The organism is Bacillus sp. N13C7, from assembly GCF_026790065.1.
GTDB lineage: Bacteria > Bacillota > Bacilli > Bacillales > Bacillaceae > Bacillus.
Genome location: NZ_JALAMO010000010.1, coordinates 1 through 25,971 on the forward strand (window position 1 = coordinate 1; position 25,971 = coordinate 25,971).

At 44.5% G+C, this 25,971-nt stretch carries 26 protein-coding genes, 17 tRNA genes, 1 rRNA gene and 1 riboswitch; of the genes, 38 read left to right on the top strand and 6 right to left on the bottom strand.

Features of this window, described 5'->3' with window-relative positions; all coding sequences use genetic code 11:
* Positions 1-87 precede the first annotated feature (87 nt).
* From rrf to MOB98_RS12825, 17 genes are all read left to right on the top strand, one after another.
* Positions 88-203, top strand: a 5S ribosomal RNA gene (gene rrf / locus MOB98_RS12745).
* Between the two features lie 9 nt (positions 204-212).
* Positions 213-287 (top strand) — tRNA-Asn (locus MOB98_RS12750).
* 5 nt (positions 288-292) lie between these two features.
* Positions 293-384: transfer RNA gene (locus tag MOB98_RS12755), tRNA-Ser, on the top strand.
* Between the two features lie 34 nt (positions 385-418).
* Positions 419-490, top strand: a tRNA-Glu gene (locus tag MOB98_RS12760).
* A gap of 9 nt (positions 491-499) precedes the next feature.
* A tRNA-Val gene (locus MOB98_RS12765) sits at positions 500-575 on the top strand.
* A 7-nt stretch (positions 576-582) separates the two neighbouring features.
* Positions 583-659 (top strand) — tRNA-Met (locus MOB98_RS12770).
* Between the two features lie 56 nt (positions 660-715).
* Positions 716-792, top strand: a tRNA-Asp gene (locus MOB98_RS12775).
* Between the two features lie 12 nt (positions 793-804).
* Positions 805-880: transfer RNA gene (locus MOB98_RS12780), tRNA-Phe, on the top strand.
* Between the two features lie 5 nt (positions 881-885).
* Positions 886-958 (top strand) — tRNA-Thr (locus tag MOB98_RS12785).
* A gap of 22 nt (positions 959-980) precedes the next feature.
* A tRNA-Tyr gene (locus MOB98_RS12790) sits at positions 981-1,065 on the top strand.
* Between the two features lie 5 nt (positions 1,066-1,070).
* Positions 1,071-1,144, top strand: a tRNA-Trp gene (locus tag MOB98_RS12795).
* Positions 1,145-1,168: 24 nt separating this feature from the next.
* A tRNA-His gene (locus tag MOB98_RS12800) sits at positions 1,169-1,244 on the top strand.
* Positions 1,245-1,253: 9 nt separating this feature from the next.
* A tRNA-Gln gene (locus tag MOB98_RS12805) sits at positions 1,254-1,325 on the top strand.
* Between the two features lie 46 nt (positions 1,326-1,371).
* Positions 1,372-1,446: transfer RNA gene (locus MOB98_RS12810), tRNA-Gly, on the top strand.
* A 5-nt stretch (positions 1,447-1,451) separates the two neighbouring features.
* Positions 1,452-1,522, top strand: a tRNA-Cys gene (locus tag MOB98_RS12815).
* A gap of 7 nt (positions 1,523-1,529) precedes the next feature.
* Positions 1,530-1,618 (top strand) — tRNA-Leu (locus MOB98_RS12820).
* A 260-nt stretch (positions 1,619-1,878) separates the two neighbouring features.
* Positions 1,879-1,960, top strand: a tRNA-Leu gene (locus tag MOB98_RS12825).
* A gap of 86 nt (positions 1,961-2,046) precedes the next feature.
* Here the strand turns inward: MOB98_RS12825 and spo0M are convergent.
* Positions 2,047-2,823 (bottom strand): sporulation control protein Spo0M, encoded by a 777-nt coding sequence (gene spo0M, locus MOB98_RS12830; protein ID WP_268361257.1) that lies wholly within the window; start codon positions 2,821-2,823, stop codon positions 2,047-2,049.
* Between the two features lie 139 nt (positions 2,824-2,962).
* Here spo0M and MOB98_RS12835 point away from each other — a divergent pair, with 139 nt between their 5' ends.
* Positions 2,963-3,166 carry a hypothetical protein gene (locus tag MOB98_RS12835; protein WP_268361280.1) on the top strand — a complete coding sequence of 68 codons (204 nt, stop codon included), beginning with the start codon at positions 2,963-2,965 and terminating at the stop codon, positions 3,164-3,166.
* A gap of 86 nt (positions 3,167-3,252) precedes the next feature.
* Here MOB98_RS12835 and MOB98_RS12840 read toward each other — a convergent pair whose 3' ends face one another.
* Positions 3,253-3,483 carry a spore coat protein gene (locus MOB98_RS12840; protein WP_268361259.1) on the bottom strand — a complete coding sequence of 77 codons (231 nt, stop codon included), beginning with the start codon at positions 3,481-3,483 and terminating at the stop codon, positions 3,253-3,255.
* Positions 3,484-3,609: 126 nt separating this feature from the next.
* On the opposite strand from MOB98_RS12840, the gene MOB98_RS12845 reads away from it, so the two are divergent.
* From MOB98_RS12845 to MOB98_RS12855, 3 genes are all read left to right on the top strand, one after another.
* Entirely contained in the window at positions 3,610-4,302 is a 693-nt protein-coding gene (locus tag MOB98_RS12845; protein ID WP_268361260.1) for a Type 1 glutamine amidotransferase-like domain-containing protein, read from the top strand.
* A gap of 68 nt (positions 4,303-4,370) precedes the next feature.
* Positions 4,371-4,478: riboswitch (TPP riboswitch) on the top strand.
* Positions 4,479-4,610: 132 nt separating this feature from the next.
* The gene (gene thiC, locus MOB98_RS12850; RefSeq protein WP_268361263.1) at positions 4,611-6,383 is read left to right on the top strand and encodes a phosphomethylpyrimidine synthase ThiC; all 1,773 of its coding nucleotides are present in this window, start codon (positions 4,611-4,613) and stop codon (positions 6,381-6,383) included.
* Between the two features lie 131 nt (positions 6,384-6,514).
* On the top strand, positions 6,515-6,706 hold the full coding sequence (locus MOB98_RS12855) for an FbpB family small basic protein (RefSeq protein ID WP_268361265.1): 192 nt from the start codon (positions 6,515-6,517) through the stop codon (positions 6,704-6,706).
* A gap of 24 nt (positions 6,707-6,730) precedes the next feature.
* Here the strand turns inward: MOB98_RS12855 and katA are convergent, their stop codons facing one another.
* Positions 6,731-8,182 (bottom strand): catalase KatA, encoded by a 1,452-nt coding sequence (katA, locus tag MOB98_RS12860; RefSeq protein WP_268361268.1) that lies wholly within the window; start codon positions 8,180-8,182, stop codon positions 6,731-6,733.
* Positions 8,183-8,589: 407 nt separating this feature from the next.
* Between katA and MOB98_RS12865 the strand changes: the two genes are divergently transcribed.
* From MOB98_RS12865 to rpsN, 5 genes are all read left to right on the top strand, one after another.
* The gene (locus MOB98_RS12865; RefSeq protein ID WP_268361269.1) at positions 8,590-9,357 is read left to right on the top strand and encodes an ABC transporter ATP-binding protein; all 768 of its coding nucleotides are present in this window, start codon (positions 8,590-8,592) and stop codon (positions 9,355-9,357) included.
* A gap of 17 nt (positions 9,358-9,374) precedes the next feature.
* Entirely contained in the window at positions 9,375-10,373 is a 999-nt protein-coding gene (locus MOB98_RS12870; protein WP_268361271.1) for an aliphatic sulfonate ABC transporter substrate-binding protein, read from the top strand.
* Positions 10,370-11,200: an ABC transporter permease gene (locus MOB98_RS12875; protein ID WP_268361273.1), complete on the top strand. Its 831-nt coding sequence runs from the start codon at positions 10,370-10,372 to the stop codon at positions 11,198-11,200. The genes MOB98_RS12870 and MOB98_RS12875 overlap by 4 nt, the downstream gene beginning before the upstream one ends.
* Before the next feature lie 22 nt (positions 11,201-11,222).
* Positions 11,223-12,359: an FMNH2-dependent alkanesulfonate monooxygenase gene (gene ssuD / locus MOB98_RS12880; protein WP_268361276.1), complete on the top strand. Its 1,137-nt coding sequence runs from the start codon at positions 11,223-11,225 to the stop codon at positions 12,357-12,359.
* Between the two features lie 173 nt (positions 12,360-12,532).
* Positions 12,533-12,802 carry a 30S ribosomal protein S14 gene (gene rpsN / locus MOB98_RS12885; protein ID WP_019257859.1) on the top strand — a complete coding sequence of 90 codons (270 nt, stop codon included), beginning with the start codon at positions 12,533-12,535 and terminating at the stop codon, positions 12,800-12,802.
* Between the two features lie 17 nt (positions 12,803-12,819).
* Here the strand turns inward: rpsN and MOB98_RS12890 are convergent, their stop codons facing one another.
* Both MOB98_RS12890 and MOB98_RS12895 read right to left on the bottom strand, forming a co-directional pair.
* Positions 12,820-13,293, bottom strand: coding sequence for a hypothetical protein (locus MOB98_RS12890; protein WP_268361277.1), 474 nt, complete (start codon positions 13,291-13,293; stop codon positions 12,820-12,822).
* 1 nt (position 13,294) lies between these two features.
* Entirely contained in the window at positions 13,295-13,495 is a 201-nt protein-coding gene (locus tag MOB98_RS12895) for a helix-turn-helix transcriptional regulator (RefSeq protein WP_268361283.1), read from the bottom strand.
* A gap of 193 nt (positions 13,496-13,688) precedes the next feature.
* On the opposite strand from MOB98_RS12895, the gene MOB98_RS12900 reads away from it, so the two are divergent.
* Positions 13,689-13,762, top strand: a tRNA-Gly gene (locus MOB98_RS12900).
* A gap of 90 nt (positions 13,763-13,852) precedes the next feature.
* Here MOB98_RS12900 and MOB98_RS12905 read toward each other — a convergent pair.
* The gene (locus tag MOB98_RS12905) at positions 13,853-14,476 is read right to left on the bottom strand and encodes a B3/4 domain-containing protein (RefSeq protein ID WP_268361286.1); all 624 of its coding nucleotides are present in this window, start codon (positions 14,474-14,476) and stop codon (positions 13,853-13,855) included.
* A gap of 82 nt (positions 14,477-14,558) precedes the next feature.
* On the opposite strand from MOB98_RS12905, the gene queG reads away from it, so the two are divergent.
* The 11 genes from queG to MOB98_RS12960 all read left to right on the top strand — a co-directional run bounded on the left by queG (position 14,559) and on the right by MOB98_RS12960 (position 25,966).
* Positions 14,559-15,719 carry a tRNA epoxyqueuosine(34) reductase QueG gene (gene queG / locus MOB98_RS12910; protein WP_268361288.1) on the top strand — a complete coding sequence of 387 codons (1,161 nt, stop codon included), beginning with the start codon at positions 14,559-14,561 and terminating at the stop codon, positions 15,717-15,719.
* Positions 15,720-15,752: 33 nt separating this feature from the next.
* Positions 15,753-16,682 (top strand): amidase domain-containing protein, encoded by a 930-nt coding sequence (locus tag MOB98_RS12915; protein ID WP_268361290.1) that lies wholly within the window; start codon positions 15,753-15,755, stop codon positions 16,680-16,682.
* Between the two features lie 37 nt (positions 16,683-16,719).
* Positions 16,720-17,202, top strand: a complete 483-nt coding sequence (trmL, locus tag MOB98_RS12920) for a tRNA (uridine(34)/cytosine(34)/5-carboxymethylaminomethyluridine(34)-2'-O)-methyltransferase TrmL (protein ID WP_166853836.1) — start codon at positions 16,720-16,722, stop codon at positions 17,200-17,202.
* A 127-nt stretch (positions 17,203-17,329) separates the two neighbouring features.
* A complete protein-coding gene (locus MOB98_RS12925; RefSeq protein ID WP_268361292.1) occupies positions 17,330-17,971 on the top strand; it encodes a YhbD family protein in 642 nt (213 codons plus the stop codon).
* Positions 17,962-18,675: a polymer-forming cytoskeletal protein gene (locus MOB98_RS12930; RefSeq protein WP_268361294.1), complete on the top strand. Its 714-nt coding sequence runs from the start codon at positions 17,962-17,964 to the stop codon at positions 18,673-18,675. Before MOB98_RS12925 ends, MOB98_RS12930 begins: the two co-directional genes overlap by 10 nt.
* Positions 18,676-18,687: 12 nt before the next feature.
* The gene (locus MOB98_RS12935) at positions 18,688-19,395 is read left to right on the top strand and encodes a hypothetical protein (protein ID WP_268361297.1); all 708 of its coding nucleotides are present in this window, start codon (positions 18,688-18,690) and stop codon (positions 19,393-19,395) included.
* Between the two features lie 348 nt (positions 19,396-19,743).
* A complete protein-coding gene (gene prkA / locus MOB98_RS12940) occupies positions 19,744-21,639 on the top strand; it encodes a serine/threonine protein kinase PrkA (RefSeq protein ID WP_003224051.1) in 1,896 nt (631 codons plus the stop codon).
* Between the two features lie 179 nt (positions 21,640-21,818).
* Entirely contained in the window at positions 21,819-22,997 is a 1,179-nt protein-coding gene (gene yhbH / locus MOB98_RS12945; protein WP_268361300.1) for a sporulation protein YhbH, read from the top strand.
* A gap of 158 nt (positions 22,998-23,155) precedes the next feature.
* Positions 23,156-23,620: a MarR family transcriptional regulator gene (locus MOB98_RS12950; protein WP_003233431.1), complete on the top strand. Its 465-nt coding sequence runs from the start codon at positions 23,156-23,158 to the stop codon at positions 23,618-23,620.
* A gap of 35 nt (positions 23,621-23,655) precedes the next feature.
* Positions 23,656-24,321 carry an HlyD family efflux transporter periplasmic adaptor subunit gene (locus tag MOB98_RS12955; RefSeq protein WP_003239622.1) on the top strand — a complete coding sequence of 222 codons (666 nt, stop codon included), beginning with the start codon at positions 23,656-23,658 and terminating at the stop codon, positions 24,319-24,321.
* A 40-nt stretch (positions 24,322-24,361) separates the two neighbouring features.
* The gene (locus MOB98_RS12960) at positions 24,362-25,966 is read left to right on the top strand and encodes an MFS transporter (RefSeq protein ID WP_019257869.1); all 1,605 of its coding nucleotides are present in this window, start codon (positions 24,362-24,364) and stop codon (positions 25,964-25,966) included.
* Positions 25,967-25,971: the final 5 nt, after the last annotated feature.

The following is a 25,971-nucleotide window of genomic DNA, read 5'->3' on the forward strand; positions in this document are numbered from 1 at the left end:
GTTATCTAGTTTTGAGAGAATAAGTTTTAAAAAAACACTTGATTTTCTCAAGAATACATAGTATAATGTTAAATGTCACTGAAATTGTCTGGTGATGATGGCGAAGAGGTCACACCCGTTCCCATGCCGAACACGGAAGTTAAGCTCTTCAGCGCCGATGGTAGTCGGGGGTTTCCCCCTGTGAGAGTAGGACATCGCCAGGCAGACTTCATTCCGCAGTAGCTCAGTGGTAGAGCTATCGGCTGTTAACCGATCGGTCGTAGGTTCGAATCCTACCTGCGGAGCCATTATTGGAGAGCTGTCCGAGTGGTCGAAGGAGCACGATTGGAAATCGTGTAGGCGGTCAACTCCGTCTCAAGGGTTCGAATCCCTTGCTCTCCGCCACTGATACCTATACATAATTACAATTGAAAGTCTGGGCCCGTTGGTCAAGCGGTTAAGACACCGCCCTTTCACGGCGGTAACACGGGTTCGAATCCCGTACGGGTCATTATATGATGGAGGATTAGCTCAGCTGGGAGAGCATCTGCCTTACAAGCAGAGGGTCGGCGGTTCGAGCCCGTCATCCTCCACCATTATCATCGCGGGGTGGAGCAGTTCGGTAGCTCGTCGGGCTCATAACCCGAAGGTCGCAGGTTCAAATCCTGCCCCCGCAACCAAATTATATGAATGAAATAAGGAGTGCCCGAAGGGTGCAACTAAAATAATTCAATACGGTCCGGTAGTTCAGTTGGTTAGAATGCCTGCCTGTCACGCAGGAGGTCGCGGGTTCGAGTCCCGTCCGGACCGCCATTTAAATAATAAGGCTCGGTAGCTCAGTTGGTAGAGCAACGGACTGAAAATCCGTGTGTCGGCGGTTCGATTCCGTCCCGAGCCACCACCTATGCCGGTGTAGCTCAATTGGTAGAGCAACTGACTTGTAATCAGTAGGTTGGGGGTTCAAGTCCTCTTGCCGGCACTGTTTTTTCAAAACTTAATGTGGAGGGGTAGCGAAGTGGCTAAACGCGGCGGACTGTAAATCCGCTCCCTCAGGGTTCGGCAGTTCGAATCTGCCCCCCTCCACCATTTATAGGGGCATAGTTTAACGGTAGAACAGAGGTCTCCAAAACCTCCGGTGTGGGTTCGATTCCTACTGCCCCTGCCAAATTTATGACATCTTGAGATTATGGCGGTTGTGGCGAAGTGGTTAACGCACCAGATTGTGGCTCTGGCACTCGTGGGTTCGATTCCCATCAATCGCCCCATATTATCATTGGGCTATAGCCAAGCGGTAAGGCAACGGACTTTGACTCCGTCATGCGTTGGTTCGAATCCAGCTAGCCCAGTCTCACTTTTATATCAACTGCATATGATGTATTAAGTCCCTAAGATGCGGAAGTAGTTCAGTGGTAGAACACCACCTTGCCAAGGTGGGGGTCGCGGGTTCGAATCCCGTCTTCCGCTCCAATTACGGCGGCATAGCCAAGTGGTAAGGCAGAGGTCTGCAAAACCTTTATCCCCGGTTCGAATCCGGGTGTCGCCTTTCTTTTGCCGGGGTGGTGGAATTGGCAGACACACAGGACTTAAAATCCTGCGGTAGGTGACTACCGTGCCGGTTCAAGTCCGGCCCTCGGCACCAATTTTACTTACTAAGTTGAATTGGTGTTTGTTCGTTTAAAGTTATAACTAATCATATTAATGATCTACATAAGTAGATCATTTTTTATTGTTTTGATTTATCAGCGGCTAAGTTTTGATACATGATCATAAAGCTGCTTCAGCTAAATCTCTTAACACTATTTTATTAATATATTTCCAAAAAAACTTTTTGAAATACGTTGACACTTTATAAGATCCATGATATATTTATATTCGTCGGTTAGATACGATGTAAAACTTGCCGGTGTGGCGGAATTGGCAGACGCGCACGACTCAAAATCGTGTTCCTTCTGGAGTGTCGGTTCGACCCCGACCACCGGTATACTGAAAAACCCGTTTCTCATTGGAAACGGGTTTTTATTTTTATTAAAGAAAAGGAGCTCAGCTAAGCTGGGCTCCTTTTTATATTTACTCAGCGTATTGGTCTATGATCTCTTCTAACACCTCTTCAAGACCTTCTGCATCTTCAAGCTCTAATTGGCTGAAGCGGACACGTACGAGCTGTTCTCCGTCATTATACATCTCTTCCAGCCATCCTCGCAGTCCTCTTGCTCTGCGGTCGACTTCGAAAATAATGTCTAAACCGTTTTCGTCTAAAAGAAAAATAACCTCTAATTCATCAAGCATCTGACGATAGTAGCCTGATGTCGGAACGAACTCGAATTCTTGAACAAATGGAAGTCTGCGCTGGAAGTAAGGCGCTTGTTCGCAGTCTGCTTCATGAAGGCGGAAGCCTAGGTTTTCGATGGCTTCCAGCACATTTTCAATCCAAGGGTGTGCCTCAACGAAAATGCGGTCATGGTCGGACTTATCGATACCGCCTTCGATATCAAGGTCTGTCACCACGGCGACTTCTACTTTTCCTACAGTAATCGGTGTATCTAGCGGTAGAGTGAATGAGAACGGAAATTGATGCTCTTCTCCAGGCTGAACGGTGAATGAACCAGTGACCCGGAAAGAATGAATTGTAGCGTATTTCCGGTGCTCTTCATCGTCTTTTACAATGACGTACCGTGTATTAAGCTGTACGTCAATATAGCGAATGTCCTGAGCGATTTTTCCGCCTTTGACATGTACAGTACCCCGTACTTCCTCTCCAGGATAATAGGCGTCTTTCTCTAAAATCGTATCTACTTTTGCAGCACCGATTCCGGCACTTGCAGCAAGCTTCTTAAAAAATGACATGTTAGATCTTCCCCTTTTTCTTTTTCTCAACAAATATACGTAAGAAAGAGGAAAAAAGATTCATTTGGTTCATACTTTTTTCCTATGATTCTTCAGGTTAAAGGACAGACTAAGAATAATACTGAAAGCAAAGGAGCGGATTGAAATGAATAAAGAAAGTATGGTTGCTGATAAATTACACAGAATGTTTTTGGCTGGTGAGCTGCAAATCACGGTAGAAGAGGATATCAATAATATATCTGAAAGGCTGAGAAACGGCGATCTCAGTTTAGACCGATTGGGCGGGGAAGATGCGTTTATAAAAGAAACAGTAAACGAGGCTTTAAGAAGAGTGGAGCAATAAAGGAAAGAGACGGTCTTTCATAAAATGAGAGACCGTCATTTTTTATGGCCTGTTTACAGTTCTCTGCAACATAAAAGCGAGTCGATTTAAAATGGTTTATCTAGGACAAAGCCTTTTTCCAACAGGAGTTCTGACAGTTCTCCATGCAGATAAACAGCTGCATCTAATTGATCATGCAATGCTCTTCGGAGGTGAGGGTTCGAGGTTTCCTTTATCGCGGCAGTGTACTTGTTAATGCTGTTTTTTGTTGTTGCTAAGAAATCAAGGGCAGTTGCAGGTATAGCTATGGCGTTAATCGGATCAAAGACATTGTTCAATGGCAAGCCACCTCCTGTACAGGATGTTATTTTCTTGTTCCCCTGATAAGAAAATATTTTGCTTTGTGTCTTGCTTTTATACAAAATGCTATAATGAATAACAAATTTTTCCGGGGGAGTGGGATGATGAAGCAGATTATTGCGATGGGCGGAGGGGGTTTTTCAATGGAGCCGGATAATTTGTCTCTCGATCAATATATCATCAATCAATCGGAGCGGAAGTCACCTCGCATTTGTTTTCTGCCGACGGCGAGCGGTGATTCCCAAAACTATGTTCAGCGGTTTTATGATGCTTTTCAAACACTGGATTGTGTGCCGTCTCATTTATCCTTATTTAAGCCGCCGACAACAGATTTACTATCTTTTGTTATGGAACAGGATGTAATATATGTTGGCGGGGGAAATACGAGGAATATGCTTGTACTGTGGAAGGAGTGGGGGCTGGATCTTATTCTCAGAGAAGCATGGAAGAACGGTTTGATTCTAGCTGGATTAAGTGCCGGTGCGATCTGCTGGTTTGAAGAAGGGGTCACAGATTCGGCCGGGCCGCTGACAAGTATGAAAAGTTTAGGTTTGTTGCAAGGGAGTTTTTGTCCTCATTATGATGGTGAAAAGGACCGGAGGCCGATATACCACCAGCTGATATCTAATGAATTTCTGAGTGATGGCTATGCGGCGGACGACGGAGCGGCTCTCCATTTCATAAATGATCAGCTGTTTCAGACAGTGAGTTCAAGACCGGGTGCAAAGGCATATCGGGTGATGATGGATGAATATGAAATAGCTGAAATCCAGCTGCCTGTCAAATATTTAGGATGAATTAGCTGAATATTATCTATATTCCCCTTTTTTTCAGATTGGTTTTATGTTAAGATGAGTGCGAAATCAATAGTTACTGGGGGTGCCCGCTATCGGGCTGAGAGAGAAGGCAAGCTTCTTAACCCTTTGGACCTGATCTGGTTCGTACCAGCGTGGGGAAGTAGAGGAATTGTTTTTATTATTGTCGTGCTGGGCAATAATATGTTTCTTTCTGACTGTAACCGGGTTCATTCATTTGAATCCGGTTTTTTGTGCTGGTTATGGGCTTGATTTTGTCCTTTCAAACGAAGAGAGGGGAAGGATAAGTAATGCAAAACAATTCAGTGCAGCAAGCCAACATTTCCATTATGTCGAGTTTTTCGGGGAGCAAGAAAGTGTACGTGGAGGGGTCTTCTTCGGACATCCAAGTGCCGATGAGGGAGATCGCATTGAGTCCGACGACGGGATCGTTCGGTGAAGAGGAAAACGCGCCTGTGCGTGTCTATGATACAAGCGGACCTTATACGGACCCTGATGTGACAATTAATATTGAAGAAGGTTTAAATCCTCTCCGCCAAAAATGGATCACAGAGCGCGGCGATGTGGAAGAGTATGAAGGACGGGCTGTAAAACCAGAAGATAACGGTTATAAAAAAGCAAATCCTAACGCAAGCTATCCCGGACTAAAGCGGAAACCGCTGAGGGCGAAGGCAGGTCAAAATGTCACGCAAATGCACTATGCCAAAAAGGGGATCATTACTCCTGAGATGGAGTTTATCGCCATTCGCGAGCATGTGTCTCCTGAGTTTGTCAGAGACGAGGTAGCCAGCGGCCGGGCGATCATTCCTTCAAACATTAATCACCCTGAAAGTGAGCCGATGATTATCGGAAGGAATTTTCATGTGAAGATCAATGCGAATATCGGGAATTCAGCCGTTACGTCATCCATTGAAGAAGAAGTGGAAAAAATGACGTGGGCCATACGCTGGGGAGCGGATACGATGATGGACCTTTCTACCGGAAAAGACATTCATACGACGCGTGAATGGATTATCCGCAATTGTCCTGTGCCCGTGGGGACTGTTCCGATTTATCAGGCGCTTGAAAAAGTAAACGGCGTAGCGGAGGATTTAACGTGGGACATTTATCGTGATACGCTGATCGAACAGGCAGAGCAGGGAGTGGATTATTTTACGATTCACGCAGGTGTTTTGCTTCGCTATGTGCCGCTGACTGCCAAACGGACAACCGGAATCGTGTCACGCGGGGGAGCAATTATGGCGCAGTGGTGTCTGGCTCACCATCAGGAAAGCTTCTTGTATACTCATTTTGAAGAAATTTGTGAAATCATGAAAATGTATGATATTGCTTTTTCTCTTGGGGACGGACTTCGTCCCGGATCAATCGCTGATGCCAATGACGAAGCGCAGTTTGCTGAATTAGAGACGCTTGGAGAGCTGACGCAAATTGCCTGGAAGCATGATGTTCAGGTGATGATTGAAGGGCCTGGGCATGTGCCGATGCATAAAATCAAAGAGAATGTCGATAAACAAATGGACATTTGCAAAGAAGCGCCTTTTTACACATTAGGGCCGCTGACAACAGATATTGCGCCGGGCTATGACCATATTACATCAGCGATCGGAGCGGCGATGATCGGCTGGTATGGGACAGCAATGCTTTGTTATGTAACGCCGAAGGAGCATTTGGGGCTGCCTAACCGTGACGATGTTCGGGAAGGGGTTATTACATATAAAATTGCGGCGCATGCGGCAGACCTTGCAAAAGGGCACCCCGGAGCGCAAATACGGGATGATGCTTTATCGAAAGCCCGTTTTGAATTCCGCTGGCGGGATCAGTTTAATCTATCCCTTGATCCGGAAAGAGCGCTTGAATATCATGATGAAACCCTGCCGGCAGAAGGAGCGAAAACCGCTCACTTTTGTTCCATGTGCGGTCCGAAGTTTTGCAGCATGAGAATTTCCCAGGATATTCGGGATTATGCGAAGGACAAAGAGATTAGTGAATGGGATGCTATTGAAGAGGGGATGAAGGAAAAAGCTGAAGAATTTGTGAATCAAGGCAGCCAGCTGTATAAATAATAGATTGACAGGCAAAATGGAATGCGTTTTAATATAGCTAATATCCATTTCCAATATTTGCCGATCGGGACACCGAAGGCTCTTATCTTTTAGATAAGGGCCTTTTTTGTATGAAAAAGGAGGGATCATTGATGGGAATCAAAAAAGAGAAGGGGAGAAAACGATTTAGGAAGCGAAAAACATACGGGAATCAAATTCTGCCGCTGGAGCTCCTGATTGAAAAAAACAAACGAGAGATTATGAACAGTACGGAGATGATGGAGGAAATTTATATGAAGATTGATGAGAAGCATACGGCAGTGCAATATAAAAAAACCCGCTAATGTATAGCGGGTTTTTGCATTCTATTAAGCATCTTTTTTAATCGGTAATCCAAGTCCTTCTGCCACGCGTTTTCCGTATTCAGGATCCGCTTTGTAGAAATGCCCGATTTGGCGAAGTTTGATTTCTTCTTTTTCTACCGGCTTCATGGCGTTAACGATATTTTCAACAAGGCGGGTGCGCTCATCTTCGCTCATTAAACGGTAGAGGTCACCGGCTTGTGTGTAGTGATCGTTGTGATCGTAGCTTACGCTGTCAGCCATCCCTTGTACCGGATATGCTGCTTGTTTATCCTCTGGTGATTCTTTCGGACCTCCGAAGCTGTTAGGCTCGTAATAAACGGATCCGCCGCCATTATTGTCAAAACGCATTTGTCCGTCACGCTGATAATTGTTCACTTCGTTGCGTGCGCGGTTGATTGGCAGCGCTTGATGGTTCGCACCGACACGGTAGCGGTGTGCATCATGATAAGCAAACAGTCTGCCTTGAAGCATTTTATCCGGAGAAACATCAATGCCAGGCACGAGTGTTCCAGGTGAGAATGTCGCTTGTTCTACTTCTGCAAAGTAGTTTTCCGGGTTTCTGTCAAGCACCATACGTCCGACCTCGATTAGCGGATAGTCTTTTTGAGACCAAACTTTTGTAACATCAAACGGGTCAAAGCGATACGTATTTGCATCTTCTAAAGGCATGATTTGCACATATAGTTTCCATGCAGGGAAATCACCATTTTCGATCGCGTTGAATAGATCTTCTGTATGGTAATCAGGGTTTTCACCGGCAATTTTTGCCGCCGTATGAACATCAAGGTTTTTCACGCCTTGTTCTGTTTTAAAGTGATATTTAATCCATACGCCTTCACCTTCGGCATTTGTCCATTTGAATGTATGGCTTCCAAAGCCGTGCATGTGACGAAGTGTCGCAGGAATTCCACGGTCTGACATCAGAATTGTCACTTGGTGCAGTGACTCTGGTGAAAGTGACCAGAAATCCCATACAGCCGTAGGGTTTTTCAGGTGTGTTTTTGGATCTCTTTTTTGTGTATGGATGAAATCAGGGAACTTAATCGCATCGCGGATGAAGAATACTGGAGTATTGTTGCCAACGATGTCGTAGTTTCCTTCTTCAGTATAGAATTTAACAGCAAATCCGCGCGGGTCGCGAACTGTGTCAGCCGAGCCAAGTTCACCGGCAACTGTTGAGAAACGGACGAACAACGGTGTGCGTTTGCCGACTTCAGAAAGGAAAGCGGCTTTCGTGTATTTTGTTACATCGTTTGTTACTTCAAAATATCCGTGTGCGCCTGCTCCTTTGGCGTGAACAACACGTTCAGGAACTCGTTCTCGGTTGAAATGGGCCAGTTTTTCGAGTAAATGTACATCTTGGATTAAAGTTGGTCCGCGAGAACCGGCAGTCATCGAATTTTGATTATCTCCAACCGGAGCGCCCCAGCTAGTTGTCAGTTTATTTGAACTCATGTTATCACCTCTTGGAATTTATAAGAACATAATATCATCTCTAAGTAAAAAGTCAATATTATTTTATAATTATTATAAAATAGTTATCTCTATTAAGCGATATCTAGTATTGAAATTATTGATAAACCCTTGTTGCAACAGTCTATAATAGAGAAAAAAGTTTTTCGGGAAATGATTTTTTTCTTTCCTACTTGCGAAACAAGCAGAGTAAGTGATAAACGAGGATGTTAAAAATCTTGTTTAAAAAAGAGTTGACATATCGGAATAATTTGAATTAACATGATATTCAAACAAAAAAACAATTGGGCAGCTGATCGGACCGCCGAAGGCTCTCATCTCTACAACGAACAGAGATGGGGGCCTTTTTGTTTTTTGAAGGCGGGGTTGGCAGAAAGAGAGGGATAAAAGTGGCTGTGACCATCAGCATCAAAGAAAAGGCATTTGTTCATGAAGGCCGCAAAACAACGGTCTTGGAGAACATTCAATTATCAATCGCGCCAGGTGAATTTCTAACAGTCATCGGACCGAGCGGGTGCGGAAAAAGCACTTTGTTAAAAATTATTGCAGGACTTGATTCTGAGTATGAGGGGAGTATTGAAATTAACGGACGCAGCGTAAGAGCTCCGGGTATTCAGCAAGGATTTATTTTTCAGGAGCATCGCCTCTTTCCTTGGCTGACGGTTGAGCAGAATATTGCCGCTGATTTGAACTTGAAAGACCCAAAAGTCAAACAGAAGGTGGATGAATTGATCGAGATTGTCAGATTGAAAGGATCGGAGAAAGCGTATCCGCGCGAGCTGTCAGGCGGTATGTCACAAAGAGTGGCTATCGCACGGGCTCTTCTGCGGGAGCCTGAGGTGCTGCTTTTAGATGAACCGTTTGGTGCACTCGACGCTTTTACAAGAAAACACCTGCAGGACGTGCTGCTGGATATATGGCGGAGGAAAAAAACAACGATGATACTCGTCACTCATGATATAGATGAATCTGTTTATTTAGGAAATGAGCTTGCGATCCTTAAGGCCAAACCGGGGAACATTCATAAGCTGATGCCCATTCATTTGGCGTATCCGCGAAACAGGACGACTCCGGATTTCCAAGTGATCAGACAGAAAGTGCTGTCGGAATTCGAGAAAACAGAAGAACTAGAGTACGCTGAAGGATCAGGGATATAGAAAGGGCGGAAGCAGAAATGAAAAAAAGACTCATCGTATTCGTTACCGTTTTTTTTCTGCTGGCAGGCTGCGGAGCAAATGGAGCCAGCGGTGACAGCAAACAATTGAAAGAGATCCGAATCGGTATTCAGCAAAGCTTGAGCCCGCTTTTGATTGCAAAGGAAAAAGGCTGGTTTGAAGATGCATTTGAAAAAGAAGGCATCAAGGTGAAGTGGGTGGAGTTTCAAAGCGGTCCGCCCCAATTTGAAGGCCTTGCGGCAGACAAACTTGATTTTTCTCAGGTCGGCAATTCACCTGTGATCTCGGGACAGGCGGCAGGCATTGATTTTAAAGAAATTGGCTTATCTCAGGATGGGTTGAAAGCGAACGGCATCCTTGTCAACCAAAACAGCGGCATTCAGGACGTCAAGGACTTAAAGGGAAAGAAAATTGCAGTCGCTAAAGGCAGCAGCGGTTTTGATTTTCTGTATAAAGCACTTGATCAAGTGGGACTGTCAGCTAATGATGTAACGATCATTCAGCTTCAGCCCGATGAAGCCGCCTCCGCGTTTGAAAACGGATCTGTTGATGCCTGGTCCATTTGGGAGCCGTACTTGTCTTTAGAAACAATCAAACACGGAGCAAAAATCCTTGTAAACGGGGAAAGCACAGATTTATATTCACCCGGATTTACTTTAGTAAGAACAAAGTTTGCGGAAGAGCACCCTGATGAAGTGGTCCGTTTTCTGAAGGTGTTTAATAAAGCCGTTGTGTGGCAAAAGGAACATCTGGATGAAGCCGCGGATTTGTATGCAGACATTAAAGATCTCGATAAAAAGGTCGTCGAAAATGTGCTGAAAAATACTGAGCCTCTGAATGAGGTCATCAGTGACGACATTGTGAAAGCGCAGCAGGAGACAGCAGATTTTCAATATCAAACGAAGGCAATAGACAAGAAGATTGATGTCAAAGAGGTTGTTGATAACACATTTATTAAAAAAGCGTTAAAGGAAAATTCCTCCGGAGGTGATCAATGATGAAGGCGGAGGCTGCAGGCTCGCTGCCCAAAACGAATACGGAAGCTGTCAAAAAAAAGCCCAGAAGGAAAAAATACGACTGGATGAAAGGGCTTTTGCTGCCCGCCGCCATCATTGCCATCTGGCAGATCATCGGCGGTCTTGGGGTTGTGTCTGCTACAGTGCTGCCTACGCCCGTTACAATCGTCCTGACCTTTAAAACACTTATTTTGTCTGGTGAGCTGTTCGGCCATCTGCAAATCAGCATCTATCGGGCGGCACTTGGTTTTTTGCTTGGCGCGGGGCTTGGCTTGATCTTCGGCATTTTGGCCGGATTCTCCAAACGAACGGAGCTGTATCTTGATCCGTCATTGCAAATGCTTAGAACCGTACCCCATCTGGCGGTTACGCCGTTGTTTATATTATGGTTCGGTTTTGATGAAGTATCTAAAATATTGCTGATTGCGCTAGGTGCCTTCTTTCCGGTCTACATTAATACATTTAACGGCATCCGCGGGGTTGATGCGAAGCTGTTTGAAGTTGCCCGGGTGCTTGAATTTAAATGGCATCAGCAGATTTCCAAAGTGATATTGCCTGCATCACTGCCAAATATATTGCTGGGCATTCGCTTATCGCTAGGTATTGCATGGCTCGGTCTTGTTGTGGCAGAGCTGATGGGCTCAAGCTCGGGTGTCGGCTACATGATTATGGATGCCAGACAGTTTTCACAAACGAACAAAGTGTTTGCAGGGATTATCATCTTTGCGGTGGTGGGAAAGCTGACGGATTCCTTTGTCAGGCTGCTTGAACGAAAACTATTAAAGTGGAGAAACAGTTACGAAGGGTAATCTATATAAAGGGGAGATGGGCATGGAAATTCTTTGGTTTATACCGACTCATGGAGACGCGAGGTATTTAGGATCTGAAAGCGATGGCCGGACTGCGGATCATCTTTACTTTAAACAAATCGCGCAGGCGGCAGACAGGCTGGGGTATACGGGTGTTCTACTGCCGACGGGAAGATCGTGCGAGGACCCGTGGCTTACAGCGTCGGCGCTGGCGGGAGAAACAAAGGATCTAAAGTTTTTAGTTGCGGTAAGACCCGGTTTAATGCAGCCTTCTCTGGCAGCCAGAATGACATCTACTTTAGACCGAATATCAGACGGCCGGCTGCTGATCAATGTTGTGGCAGGAGGCGATCCGTACGAGCTGGCTGGGGATGGCCTGTTTCTCAGCCATGATGAACGCTATGAAGCAACAGATGAATTTTTAACGGTTTGGCGGAGACTTTTGCGGGGAGAGACGGTTACCTATGAAGGAAAGCATATCAAAGTGGAAAACAGCAGTCTGCTTTTCCCGCCGCAGCAAGCGCCGCATCCGCCTATCTATTTTGGAGGATCCTCACAGGCGGGGATTGACGCTGCCGCAAAGCATACAGATGTGTATTTAACATGGGGCGAGCCGCCTGAACAAGTAAAAGAAAAGATTGAGAGAGTCAAAAAGCAAGCTGAAAAAGAGGGGAGATCCGTTCGATTTGGCATCAGGCTGCATGTCATTGCCCGTGAAACCGAGGAGGAGGCGTGGGAAGCGGCTGAACGCTTGATCAGCCACTTGGATGATGACACCATCGCCAAAGCGCAGGCAGCTCTAAGCCGATACGATTCTTCAGGCCAGCGCCGGATGGCCGTTCTTCATCAAGGCGATCGGGCGAAGCTTGAAATCAGCCCGAATCTGTGGGCGGGGATCGGACTGGTCAGAGGCGGGGCAGGCACAGCCCTTGTCGGTGATCCGCAGACTATTGCCGACCGGATAGCGGAGTACCAGGCACTCGGAATAGATTCGTTTATTTTCTCCGGCTATCCTCATTTAGAAGAAGCGTATTATTTTGCAGAGCTAGTGTTTCCTCTTTTGCCATTTGAAAATGAGCGGACAAGAAAACTTCAGAACAAAAGGGGAGAGGCGGTCGGGAATACTTATTTTGTTAAAGAGAAGAATGCCTCGGTTTAAGAAAAAATGAAATCGCCAGTATCAAGATGCGTTATTGTATGAAGCAGAATTGCATCATTCGAAACGGGCGGCTTTCAGCCGCCTGTTTTGACAAAGCGGTATGCTTGCTTTTTTTTAGTGTGCATGGTACATTTTAAATCGTAATTATTTCGATTTAACAAGGAGGCTTTGTCTTGGCTAAGAAATCAAAAGTAGCAAAAGAGTTAAAACGCCAGCAGCTTGTTGAACAATACGCCGCTATTAGACGCGAGCTAAAAGAAAAAGGAGATTACGAGGCACTCAGCAAGCTGCCGAGAGATTCAGCACCGGGAAGGCTCCACAATCGATGCATGGTAACGGGGCGCCCGAGAGGATATATGAGAAAGTTTAAAATGTCCAGAATCGCTTTCAGGGAGCTGGCCCATAAAGGCCAGATTCCCGGTGTGAAAAAAGCAAGCTGGTAAGAAAAAACTCCGGCCGATTACAGCGCGCCGGAGTTTTTTTCGTTTTTCTTGAAAGAGATGACGTAGGATAGGTGCTGAATGATCATGATAATAAACACAATAAGAATAGGGAAAAACGGAATACGCGATTGAAAAAGCGGATAAAAAATGAGAAGAACCGCTGCGGCAGGAAGAGAGAAGTAGACGGCGATATATGACGCGCGGCATGCTTTTGCCGTCATCATCCGCTCTCTTTCATCCTGCTCTTCAAATTCATCAGGCAAAAGAAGCTTTTTTGCAGCAGGGCGGCTTTTTTTCTGTAAGTATAAATAAACCGCAGACGCCGCAACAAACAGAATAAAGGGGGTGAGATTTAATTCAAACACCATCTCGCCGCTCTTTGTGCGGAAAAAAGACGCTATGCCTTCTGAAGCTTCAAAGTATGAAATCAGCGTCCAGCATGCAAGGCCAAATAACACAAGTTGAAATGCGGCTTTTGTTTTCATGCTCATCTTAGTTTTCCTCCTCTAACCAAAAGACATCCTCCATTTTCATGGAGAAGGCTTTGCAGATTTTCAGTGCTAACAGCAGTGAGGGAACATAATCGCCTTTTTCGATTGCTGCCACAGTCTGTCTTGTGGCACCGACTGTGTTTCCTAGTTTTTCCTGAGAATAGCCGAAGCGTGCCCTCAGTTCTTTTACTTTATTTTTCATCATAGCGTCTGTCCCCTTCACATTCTCAATTGATTACATTGTATAGTATACTTAACATTATGTAAATGAAACTTAACATCTTTACAAAAAGAAAACTTTTTTTCGACAAAATTTTTATATTCCCTTGACGAAAAATCAATAAACATGTAATATTAGAAAAGTCAGAGCGGTACTGTTACTGACAAACAGAAATGCGGGTGTAGTTTAGTGGTAAAACCTCAGCCTTCCAAGCTGATGTCGTGAGTTCGATTCTCATCACCCGCTCCATACATACGTTATTAACGCAGTGTTTCGTTTCTCAGATAAACGAAGTATTGCGTTTTTTTATGTAAAAAAGAACACGTTTTTCGTGTTCTTTTACGTAAGCCAATGTACTGTATGGATCCCGCCGTGAATTTGTTCAAACATTTTCGTTAATGATGATAAGAGTTTAACAGCGCTGCTTTTTTCAGTGGATGGCGGGAAAAAGATGATTTGCAGCATGTGCTTGGTCTCGCTTGAAACGGGATAACGATTGGCGCTGTTTTTCAAATCGCCAAATATGCCGTTTTCATCAGAGAAAAGCAGTATGTTTTGTTTTTCTCCCAAAGAGATGCGGACTGGCTCATGTAGCTTGCCGGCATCATAAATCATAATCGGCAGAGAATATTTTAATGCGAAAAAATCGATGGTGTCATGGGCTGAGTTCTTGCTTTCCCTGAATTGTTCTTTGGATATCGGGACCAGCATGTCCTCCATCGGGGTTGTTTCTCCTTCAAATAAAGGGTTAAGCTGTTTAAAGAGTTTCTGCCATTCCTTGACGAAGGGTTCATCTGATATTCCGCCGTCCGCATAATCGAAAAACAGGGATTCTTGAAATAGGCGGAGCCTGCCTTTCAGCATTTGCGGAGAGGAGCCCACTTCGATATTCTCATAAATCACAGCGGCCGCATGTAAGCCGGCTGCACGTTCAGTAATAACAGAATCAAGTTTGATATTCACAAGCATTCACTCCAGTTACGAGATATCAACCTATTATAAACGCTCTACCGTTTTATCACAAAGAAAGGAGGCTGTGCAAAACATGAACGTTTATCAGCTCAAAGAAGAATTAATTGAATACGCGAAAAGCATTGGCGTGGATAAGATTGGTTTTACGACCGCTGATACTTTTGACAGTTTAAAAGACCGTTTGATTCTGCAAGAATCATTAGGCTATCTTTCCGGCTTTGAAGAGCCTGATATCGAAAAAAGGGTGACGCCGACACTGCTTTTGCCGAAAGCGAAATCAATTGTGGCGATTGCTCTCGCATATCCTTCCAGAATGAAGGATGCGCCGAGAAGCACGAGAACGGAGCGCAGGGGCATTTTTTGCAGAGCCTCCTGGGGCAAAGACTACCATGATGTGCTGAGGGAAAAGCTCGATCTGCTGGAGGAATTTCTGAAAAGCAAGCACGAGGATATCAGAACAAAGTCAATGGTTGATACAGGTGAATTGTCTGATCGGGCGGTTGCAGAACGGGCCGGCATCGGATTCAGTGCGAAAAACTGTATGATCACAACGCCTGAGTACGGCTCTTATGTGTACTTGGCGGAAATGATCACAAATATCCCTTTTGAGCCAGATGTGCCGATTGAAGATATGTGCGGCTCTTGCACGAAATGTCTGGACGCCTGCCCGACAGGAGCATTAGTGAATCCGGGACAGCTTAATGCGCAGCGCTGCATCTCTTTTCTGACCCAGACAAAAGGATTTTTGCCTGATGAATTCCGGACAAAGATCGGGAACCGCCTGTATGGGTGCGATACATGCCAAACGGTGTGTCCTCTCAATAAAGGGAAGGACTTTCATCTTCATCCGGAAATGGAGCCCGACCCAGAGATAGCCAAACCGTTATTGAAGCCGCTCTTGACCATCAGCAATCGTGAATTTAAGGAGAAATTCGGCCATGTCTCGGGTTCTTGGCGCGGAAAGAAACCGATTCAGCGGAACGCCATTCTCGCCCTTGCCCACTTTAAGGATGCTTCCGCACTGCCTGAATTGACTGAGCTGATGCATAAGGATCCGCGTCCTGTCATCAGGGGAACAGCTGCATGGGCGATCGGGAAAATCGGAGACCCCGCTTACGCGGAAGAGCTTGAAAAAGCGCTGGAAAAAGAGAAGGATGAAGAGGCAAAGCTGGAAATAGAAAAAGGAATTGATTTGCTAAACGCTTCAGGCATGACTAAACAAGGCCTGTCCTGACATACGTATAGAACAGAAGGAAAAAAAAAAAGTATGGCGGGTGGGGTGAGCTTGAAGCACATTTTAGAGCAATTGGCGGAGGAGCGGCTGAGCTATTTGGTAAACGGGCATGCTATGAGACAGGAGTCTGAAGTCGGAGACCTTGAAGTCATGGAGCGAAAGAAGAAGCTTCTGGAAAAGCGTAAAGTTGATATCATCAAAGCGAAAGCAAAGGCCGTCATCAATCATGTACGGGTTGAGGATGACGGAACGACCTGTCTTACGTATACCATTCATTACGAATACGTGTATAAGGAACAGGACGACAGCTTGTATATGGAAGAGCAAATGGAGGAGCGGATGGCTTTTCTTTATGATCACATTTTGATTAGTGACCAGGAAATTGCGAAAACACCGGCTGGTTTTCATGAAGGCACTAGTATTATTGACTATTCTCAAGAGGAAAGGGAAGCGTTTGGCAGAGCCTTTCAATACGATCGTCTCGGCGCTGTGCAATATGCCGAGAAATTTTGGAACAAGCGCAATCCGGTTTATAAAAATTTCAGCGATAACTGCACGAATTTTATTTCTCAGTGTCTCCATGCTGGAGGCGCGCCGATGCGCGGCCATCCGAACAGAGGATCAGGCTGGTGGATGAAACAAAGTTCCTGGAGCTACAGCTGGACGGTTGCTCATTCTATGAAAATGTATTTATCGAATTCGAAGGCAGGCCTGCGTGCGGTGCGGATGAAATCTGCGGAAGAGCTGATGCCTGGCGATGTAATTTGCTATGACTTTGAAGGAGATGGCCGGTTTAATCACACAACGATTGTTGTGGCAAAGGACAAAGGCAATATGCCGCTTGTCAATGCCCAGTCCTATGACAGCCGGATGAGATATTGGTCATACGAGGATTCAACAGCATACACGCCGTCAATACGATATGCCTTTTTTCATATTGTTGATGATACGACAAAAGAGTAATTAATGTTATAATGGTGGGCGGATAAGAAAAACAGAGGTGAACATTGTGGCATTACATGTCGTTTTATACCAACCAGAAATTCCCGCCAACACAGGGAATATTGCACGGACTTGTGCAGCAACAAATACAACGCTCCACCTGATTCGTCCGCTCGGCTTTTCAACGGATGATAAAATGCTGAAGCGTGCAGGACTCGATTATTGGGAGTTCGTTAACGTGGTGTATCATGATTCATTAGAAGAATTGTTTGAGGAATATCAAAAAGGCCAGTTTTTCTTTATTACGAAATTCGGCCAGCAGCCTCATACCTCATTTGATTACACAGATCTTAACGAGGATTATTTCTTCGTGTTTGGAAGAGAAACAAGCGGTTTGCCAAAGGATTTGATCCAAAATAACATGGACCGCTGCCTGCGTCTCCCGATGACTGAGCATGTCAGATCATTAAACCTGTCCAATACAGCGGCGATTCTTGTTTATGAGGCGCTGCGCCAGCAAAATTACCGTGATTTAAAATAGTAAAAAAAGTCCGCCCATTATGATGAGCGGACTTTTTTTGTCAGCATGAGAGGCTTTGTTTTATTTTTTTGGGCTTAACAACGTAACAGTGTTATGTTACAATGTATCCATCAAAGGAGCTGGATTTATGGAGGAACAATTAATCTCTAAAAAAGAATTACTCGAAAGAACATCAATTTCATACGGGCAGCTGTATCGGTGGAAGCGGAAAAACTTAATACCTGAGGAATGGTTTATCCGTAAGTCCACATTTACAGGGCAAGAGACGTTTTTTCCGAGAGAGGATATTTTAAAACGGATTTCAATGATTCAAAAGATGAAGGAAAATTTGTCATTAGATGAAATGAGGGAAATGCTGTCGCCAAAAATGAAGGATGTCAGCATGACCGCTGATGAATTGCTCCATAAAGGGTTGATTTCAAGACCTGCTCTTGATGTCTTTTCAGAAGGCAGTGGGAATCCGGTTTTTTCTTCCCGTGATCTGCTTTCGCTGTATGTGCTTGAAGGATTGCTTCAGTCGGGAAATATCAGTCTGGCAGAAGCGAAAATGGCTGCAGAGGTGTTAAAGCAGTATGATACTGAAGAGATCAAGAAACAGACGGAGCTGATTGTGCTGCGCAAGCTCGGTGTTACGACTTGTTTTATAGCCGCTGCTGCAGACGGCATTCTCTTTGAGTCATCCGTTAAGGTTGTGGAACGGGTAAATTTAGCTAAGGCGTCAGAGGAATTAAAAACAGCATATATGCAGGAGGGTCATCAATGGATGTAATGGAAAAGCTGGTGATAAACGGATCAGGAAGTTCAAAGGGCGGAATATTTCAATCAGTTGAAATTAATGGCAGCGGAACAGTCACTGGGGACGTGGAGTGTGACACTTTTTCTTTTAATGGAACCGGTAAAGCTGACGGCAGCGTCAAAGCGAAAATGGTAACCATCAGCGGTTCTGGCAAGATACATGGAGACGTTGAAGCAGAATCAATTCGGATTAATGGAACAGGTTTTATTGAAGGGGAGGTAGCTGCAAAACAATTGAAGATTGCTGGAGCATCCACATTTGGCGGCACAGTTAAGGCAGAAGACATTGACATTAGCGGAAAAGCAGTCATGGAAGCGGATTGTGAAACCGAAACCTTTCAAGCGGAAGGAAAATGCAAAGTCAGCGGGCTTTTAAACGCTGATCAGGTGATCATAAAGCTTTCTGCAGGGGAAAGCTATGCACGTGAGATCGGCTGCCGGCATCTTCAAGTGACGGGAAGAAAAGGGATGCTGACATTGCTAAGATTGATGCCGCAGCCTGTTTTAACAGCTGAACTAATTGAGGGTGACGTAATTGAACTGACCAATACTAAGGCGAAAACCGTGCGCGGAAATAAAGTGATCATCGGCCCGAATTGCGAGATTGAAACGGTAGAATACAGCGGGGACTACACCTGTGATCCTAGCGCATCGGTTGAAATATCCACGAAGGTGTGAGGAGGGTTGTAATTGGAGACAACCAAACTGGGAAATTTAAAATTATATGGTGCCGGACATGCTGCAGGCGGCGTTTATCATCATGTCAGCATCAAAGGTGAAGGTGTGGTCGGTGAGGAGCTGTCTGCTGTGAGCTGCAGAATACTCGGAACAGGCTGTTTTCTCGGAAAAGCAGAGGCTGAGCGGCTGTGTGTTTATGGAGAAAGTGAGTTTAAAGACAATCTGGCAGCCGGAAGAGTCACGATATACGGCACAATGAAAGTCATCGGCTCACTTCAATTTGACCGTTTTAAACTGAAAGGCCTGACTGAAATTGGCGGGAATATGACTGGAGAATCGTGTGATGTGAAAGGGCAGCTTAGCATCAAAGGCGATTGTGAAACGGAAATGTTTCATGTGACAGGCTGCATAAATGTATCAGGCTTATTAAATGCGGGTGACCTCAAGCTTGGATTGAGCCATGATGTAAGCCGTGTGCGGGAAATCGGCGGAACATCAATTACAGTGAAAAGGCGTGCAGGCTTTTTTAACCGAAGGAAAGCAAAACTGATGGCCGATCTCATTGAAGGGGATCAGATTTATTTGGAGAATACCGAGGCGGCAGTTGTCAGGGGAAATGAAGTGATGATCGGCCCGGGCTGCAGCATTGGAACAATTGAGTACACAAACAAATGCAAATGTGATCATCACTCAAAGATTAAAGAAACAATCAAACTGTAAAACATTGTTCTGTTATACAAAAAGGGTGCTCCTGAGAGGAGCACCCTTTTTTATTCTTTCCCCGGCTTGCTTTCGTACCCTGCAGTAAAAATTGATACTAAAAAAGTGACAATGACACCCATCATGATGATTGTTTTCACCGTCTCTCCCCCTCTTCAATTTTCCGCGCTGCCAAGTCTGGATGATTCTGTATTTTTCTTTATTATGAACGGTCGCGGTCTTCCTTGTCAACGCTGTGCCAGTATCTTTATTTTTAAGAAACCAAAGCATGTATCACAAGATACCGGCATAGATTGTATTAAAGTACCTTATTTGCATAGCGCATCAAACATGATAGAGGAGGTCCTTATGGATATATTAAAGAAAATTGAACAGTACAGAGAGGAAGAGCAGCGGCTGAAATGGGAAGGAACATTCGCCGATTATTTGGAGATTATTAAAGAAAATCCAATGGTTGCGCAATCTGCTCATTCTCGTGTTTTTAATATGATAAAAGACAGCGGGATAGAGGAGATTGACGGACGGAAGAAGTACAGCTTTTTTGACCGCGAGCTGTTTGGGCTTGAGGAATCCTTGGAGCGACTCGTGGAAGAGTATTTTCATCCGGCCGCGAAACGGCTTGATGTCAGAAAGCGGATTCTTTTGCTAATGGGACCTGTGAGCGGAGGTAAATCCACGCTGGTTACGATGCTTAAAAAAGGTCTCGAAGCATACACGCTGACGGATAATGGCGCTGTATATGCGATTAAAGGCTGCCCGATGCACGAGGACCCTCTACATTTAATCCCCCATCATTTGCGTGATGACTTTTACAGAGAATACGGCATAAGAATAGAAGGAAGTCTTTCTCCTTTAAATGTCATGAGGCTAGAGGAAGAGTACGGCGGAAGAATTGAGGATGTGAAGGTGGAGCGGATCTTCTTCTCGGAAGATAAACGTACGGGAATTGGAACATTCAGCCCGTCTGATCCGAAATCTCAGGATATTGCCGATCTGACGGGAAGCATTGATTTCTCAACCATTGCCGAATACGGTTCAGAATCAGATCCGCGCGCTTACCGGTTTGACGGAGAGCTGAATAAAGCGAACCGCGGGATGATGGAGTTTCAGGAGATGCTGAAATGTGATGAGAAGTTTCTCTGGCATTTGCTTTCATTGACACAGGAAGGGAATTTCAAGGCCGGGCGATTTGCGTTAATTTCTGCTGATGAACTGATCGTGGCTCACACGAATGAAACGGAGTATCGCTCATTTATTTCTAATAAGAAGAATGAAGCCCTGCACTCAAGAATCATTGTGATGCCGGTCCCTTATAATTTAAAAGTGTCTGAGGAAGAGAGAATTTATGAAAAAATGATTGCAGAAAGCGATGTGTCGGATGTTCATATTGCCCCGCATACGTTAAAGGTCGCTGCGATGTTTTCGATCCTGACCCGATTAAAGGAGCCGAAGCGGTCGGATATTGACTTGGTCAAGAAAATGAGACTGTATGATGGAGAAAGTGTGGAAGGCTATAATTCTGTCGATGTTGAGGATATGAAAAAAGAATATAATGATGAAGGAATGAGCGGAATTGATCCGCGGTACGTGATCAACCGCATCTCTTCAACAATTATCAGAAAAAACATGGAATCGATTAATTCTCTCGATGTTCTTCGTTCCCTAAAAGAAGGTCTTGATCAGCATCCTTCGATTTCTAGCGAGGACAGGGAGCGATACTTGAATTTTATTTCTGCCGCCCGCAAGGAATATGACGACATTGCGAAAAAGGAAGTTCAAAAAGCGTTTGTGTATTCGTATGAAGAATCAGCAAAAACGCTGATGGACAATTACCTTGACAACGTGGAGGCCTATTGCAATAAAAATAAGCTTCGGGATCCTTTGACAGGAGAAGAAATGAATCCTGACGAAAAGCTGATGAGATCAATCGAAGAGCAGATCGGCATTTCGGAAAACGCCAAAAAAGCGTTCCGTGAAGAAATCTTAATCCGCATCTCAGCCTATGCGAGAAAAGGCAAGCGGTTTGATTACAATTCGCATGAAAGACTGCGTGAAGCCATTCAGAAAAAGCTGTTTGCTGATCTGAAGGATGTCGTTAAAATTACGACTTCAACAAAAACGCCGGATGAGCAGCAGCTGAAAAAGGTAAATGAAGTCGTGGCCCGTTTAATTGATGAGCACGGCTACAACTCGACGAGCGCCAATGAGCTGCTGAAATATGTCGGCAGCCTGCTGAACCGATAAGCAACGTGACCCGTCCGAATAGGGCGGGTTATTTTGTCCCATTTTCTAAATAGTTTGTCAATTAACCGTGCTTTTGTGCATATGATGAATATAAATCTTTTCGAAAGACTTGTTTCATAATCTGGCACAAGCAGGAATACGTATGTATCACGACCACAAATGGTTAAGGAGGGGAATTCATGTCCCAAAATGACAGCGGCCATTTTTTGATTTCTGAGGAAAACTGGTCCCTCCATCGCAAAGGCTTCGATGACCAGCAGCGCCACCAGAAAAAAGTGCAGGAAGCCATCAAAAACAATCTTCCGGACCTCGTGACTGAGGAAAGCATTATTATGTCTAATGGAAAAGATGTAGTGAAGATCCCAATCCGTTCACTGGATGAGTATAAAATCCGTTATAATTATGATAAAAATAAACACGTAGGGCAAGGGGACGGCGACAGCCAGGTTGGAGATGTTGTGGCCCGGGATGGTTCAGACAAAAAACAGGGACCCGGAAAAGGGCAGGGCGCCGGTGATCAGGCTGGCGAAGATTATTATGAAGCGGAAGTTTCATTAATGGATTTAGAAGAAGCGCTTTTTAAAGAATTAGAGCTTCCGAATCTCCAGCAAAAAGAGCGGGACAACATCATTCATACAGATATTGAGTTTAATGATATCCGTAAAACGGGGTTAACCGGTAATATAGATAAGAAAAGAACGATGATGTCAGCTTTTAAACGAAACGCGATGACAGGGAAGCCGTCGTTTTATCCGATTTATCCGGAGGACCTGAAGTATAAGACGTGGAATGACATCACAAAACCCGAATCAAAAGCCGTCGTTTTAGCAATGATGGATACAAGCGGCAGTATGGGTGTTTGGGAAAAATACATGGCCAGAAGCTTCTTTTTCTGGATGACCCGTTTTTTGCGGACGAAATATGAGACTGTAGAAATTGAATTTATTGCCCATCATACAGAAGCAAAAGTCGTCTCGGAGGAGGACTTCTTCTCAAAGGGTGAGAGCGGCGGAACAATCTGTTCTTCCGTATACCGAAAGTCGCTTGAACTGATAGATGAAAAGTACGATCCCGCCCGCTATAACATTTACCCGTTTCATTTTTCTGACGGTGACAATTTGACGTCTGATAACGCGCGCTGCGTAAAGCTGGTCAATGATATTATGAAGAAAGCGAATCTTTTCTGCTACGGCGAGGTCAATCAATACAACAGGCATTCAACACTCATGTCTGCATACAAAAATGTGAAAGACGAGAAATTTAAGTACTATATTTTAAAACAAAAGTCAGATGTTTTTCAGGCGCTGAAGAACTTTTTCAGAAATGAAGAGTCTGGTGTCAGCCATCAATTTTCGTAAAAAAAGCCCGTTTCAGGGCTTTTTTTTATTTAATAAAAGCAAGAAAACGGTTGCGAAAAAAATACTGGAGAAAAAGAAATTTTTCCTTTGACAAATCTCCTTTCATTTATTAATATTTTATCTTGTGAACTATTATTGAGGAATGAGGTGAAAAGGAGTTGACTGAATCAGAACGTGCTTTGCTCACTTTTGAACAGCTCTTCGATACGTCTCGGGCAATTTATAAAAAACAGAAGAAGATATTGGAGATTGTGCTTGAGCCTTTTGATATTACAGTCCTTCAATATCTGCTGATGTTTAAAATTCATCAAAGCGGAAGCACCCCGTTAAGCAAGCTGGCGATGTCGCTTGATCTTAAGCCTGCTTCTGTGACGCGAATGACAGATATTCTGTATAAGCGCCAATTGATGAATCGATATGACAGTCCGGATGACCGCCGTATCGTCATGATTCAGTTAACCGAAGAGGGGGAAGAACTGATTGAAAAAGCCGCTGTGCAATATGCAAAAATGGGTGCTGGCTTGTACCAAAAGCTTGATACCTCCCAGCTGCAGTATTTGCGCAAGCTCGCCGGAAGCTTAACAAAGCTTGCTGAGGGCTGTTCAGAAAAAAGCGGTAATTAAAAACTTCTCACATATTTTCACCAGCTTTCCACAAAATGATAGAGGATGAAACGAAAGGAGAAAACAAAATGAACAGAGGACGTTTAATTCTGACCAACATTATCGGTTTGATTGTTGTTCTTGCAATTATAGGCGGAGGTGCTTACTACTATTATCAAAGCACAAACTATGTGAAAACAGATGAAGCAAAAGTAGCCGGCGATATGGCAGCTATCTCAGCTCCAGCAGCAGGTAAAGTATCCGACTGGGATCTTGAAGAAGGAAAAACAGTGAAAAAAGGCGACACAGTTGCAAAAATCAAAGGTGAACAAACTGTTGATGTGAAATCCATCATGGATGGAACAATTGTGAAAAACGAAGTGAAAAACGGACAAACCGTACAAGCTGGTACAACAATTGCGCAAACGATTGATATGGACAACCTGTACATCACAGCAAATATTAAAGAAACAGATATTGCCGATGTTGAAGTAGGAAATAGTGTCGATGTAGTAGTTGACGGAGATCCTGATACAACTTTTGACGGTACTGTAGAAGAAATCGGCTATGCGACTAACTCAACTTTTGATATGCTTCCATCTACAAATTCAAGCGGAAACTACACAAAAGTAACGCAAAAAGTTCCTGTTAAAATTTCAATCAAAAACCCATCTGATAAGGTGCTTCCTGGTATGAATGCATCTGTTAAGATTTCTGAGTAAAACAGATCAGTCATCAAACCATGAAAGGAGGTTGTCTTAGATGGCTACAGGCAAAGAAAAAAATACAAAAAGCCCCATGACATTGCTGATTGTGCTAATGGCGGGTTTATTTTTGGCAATACTAAACCAAACATTGCTTAACGTCGCAATGCCGCACTTAATGACTGAATTTGGTGTGAGTGCAACGACGATTCAGTGGCTGACAACAGGTTACATGCTTGTTAACGGCGTATTGATTCCGTTATCTGCCTTCCTAATTACACGGTTCGGCCAACGGAGTCTCTTTCTCGTCGCGATGTTCTGTTTTACGCTCGGTACGTTAGTCTGCGGTATCGCACCTAACTTCTCTGTAATGCTGATCGGCCGTTTGATCCAGGCCGTGGGCGGAGGTATCTTGCAGCCGCTCGTTATGACAACCATTCTGTTAATCTTCCCGCCTGAAAGCAGGGGGAAAGGAATGGGGATTTTCGGACTTGCGATGATGTTTGCTCCAGCGGTCGGTCCGACTCTTTCTGGGTGGATTATTGAGCATTACACATGGCGCATCATGTTTTACGGACTTGTGCCGATCGGCGCAATTGTTATCATCGTGGCTTTCTTCATCTTTAAGAATCTGGTGGAGCCGCAAAAAATCAAACTCGACACACTTGGAGCGATCCTCTCGATTGTCGGATTCGCATCCTTGTTATACGGAGTCAGTGAAGCGGGTTCTGACGGCTGGACCGACCCGATTGTACTGTCTACAGTTATAATCGGCGTCATTGCAATTGTTGCTTTTGTAATTCAGCAATTGCGCCATGATGATCCGATGCTTGATTTCAGAGTGTTTAAATACGACATTTTCTCACTTTCAAGTGTCATTAATATTATTATTACAGTAGCATTGTACACCGGTATGTTCCTGTTACCGATTTATCTCCAAAATCTGGTCGGCTTTACGGCGCTTCAATCCGGTCTGCTTCTGCTTCCGGGTGCGATTGTCATGCTGATCATGTCACCGATCTCAGGTATTTTGTTTGATAAATTCGGTCCGAGACCGCTTGCAATTATCGGGCTTCTTGTTACAGTGGTGACGACATATCAATACACGCAATTAACGATTGATACACCATATACACACATCATGCTGATCTACTCAATCCGTGCATTCGGTATGTCACTCTTAATGATGCCGGTTATGACAGCGGGTATGAACCAGCTTCCTGCCCGTCTGAACAGCCACGGTACGGCGATGAGCAACACGCTTCGCCAAATCAGCGGATCAATTGGTACAAGCTTAATCACGACGATCTATACAAACCGTACGACGTTCCATTATTCACAAATTGCAGATAAAACAAGCACGGCGGACCCGAACTTCCTCCATGCATTCCAAAATGCAGTTTCTAATTTAATGGTGAATTTGAACATGTCTTATGATACAGCGAAAACGTATGTTTACTCTCATCTTTATAAACATGCGTCACTTGATTCAAACGTTATGGGGATTAATGATGCCTTTATGTGGGCAACAATATTCTGTGTGTTCGGTTTGATTCTAAGTCTGTTCTTGCGTGACGTGAGAAAAGATAAAGTGCGTGCGGAGAAAAAGAAAAAAGAGGAGCTTTCATTGCTTCCGGCTCCTAAAGAAGTGAAGGAATCTTAATCTGT

Coding starts and splice junctions, on each gene's coding strand:
- MOB98_RS12855 (WP_268361265.1), top strand. CDS start 6,515: ATGGGAATCAAAAAAGAGAAGGGGAGAAAACGATTTAGGAAGCGAAAA.
- ssuD (WP_268361276.1), top strand. CDS start 11,223: ATGGAAATTCTTTGGTTTATACCGACTCATGGAGACGCGAGGTATTTA.
- MOB98_RS12925 (WP_268361292.1), top strand. CDS start 17,330: ATGGAGGAACAATTAATCTCTAAAAAAGAATTACTCGAAAGAACATCA.
- MOB98_RS12875 (WP_268361273.1), top strand. CDS start 10,370: ATGATGAAGGCGGAGGCTGCAGGCTCGCTGCCCAAAACGAATACGGAA.
- prkA (WP_003224051.1), top strand. CDS start 19,744: ATGGATATATTAAAGAAAATTGAACAGTACAGAGAGGAAGAGCAGCGG.
- yhbH (WP_268361300.1), top strand. CDS start 21,819: ATGTCCCAAAATGACAGCGGCCATTTTTTGATTTCTGAGGAAAACTGG.
- MOB98_RS12930 (WP_268361294.1), top strand. CDS start 17,962: ATGGATGTAATGGAAAAGCTGGTGATAAACGGATCAGGAAGTTCAAAG.
- MOB98_RS12955 (WP_003239622.1), top strand. CDS start 23,656: ATGATAGAGGATGAAACGAAAGGAGAAAACAAAATGAACAGAGGACGT.
- MOB98_RS12870 (WP_268361271.1), top strand. CDS start 9,375: ATGAAAAAAAGACTCATCGTATTCGTTACCGTTTTTTTTCTGCTGGCA.
- MOB98_RS12845 (WP_268361260.1), top strand. CDS start 3,610: ATGAAGCAGATTATTGCGATGGGCGGAGGGGGTTTTTCAATGGAGCCG.
- katA (WP_268361268.1), bottom strand. CDS start 8,182: ATGAGTTCAAATAAACTGACAACTAGCTGGGGCGCTCCGGTTGGAGAT.
- MOB98_RS12890 (WP_268361277.1), bottom strand. CDS start 13,293: ATGAGCATGAAAACAAAAGCCGCATTTCAACTTGTGTTATTTGGCCTT.
- queG (WP_268361288.1), top strand. CDS start 14,559: ATGAACGTTTATCAGCTCAAAGAAGAATTAATTGAATACGCGAAAAGC.
- MOB98_RS12895 (WP_268361283.1), bottom strand. CDS start 13,495: ATGAAAAATAAAGTAAAAGAACTGAGGGCACGCTTCGGCTATTCTCAG.
- MOB98_RS12915 (WP_268361290.1), top strand. CDS start 15,753: ATGGCGGGTGGGGTGAGCTTGAAGCACATTTTAGAGCAATTGGCGGAG.
- thiC (WP_268361263.1), top strand. CDS start 4,611: ATGCAAAACAATTCAGTGCAGCAAGCCAACATTTCCATTATGTCGAGT.
- spo0M (WP_268361257.1), bottom strand. CDS start 2,823: ATGTCATTTTTTAAGAAGCTTGCTGCAAGTGCCGGAATCGGTGCTGCA.
- MOB98_RS12960 (WP_019257869.1), top strand. CDS start 24,362: ATGGCTACAGGCAAAGAAAAAAATACAAAAAGCCCCATGACATTGCTG.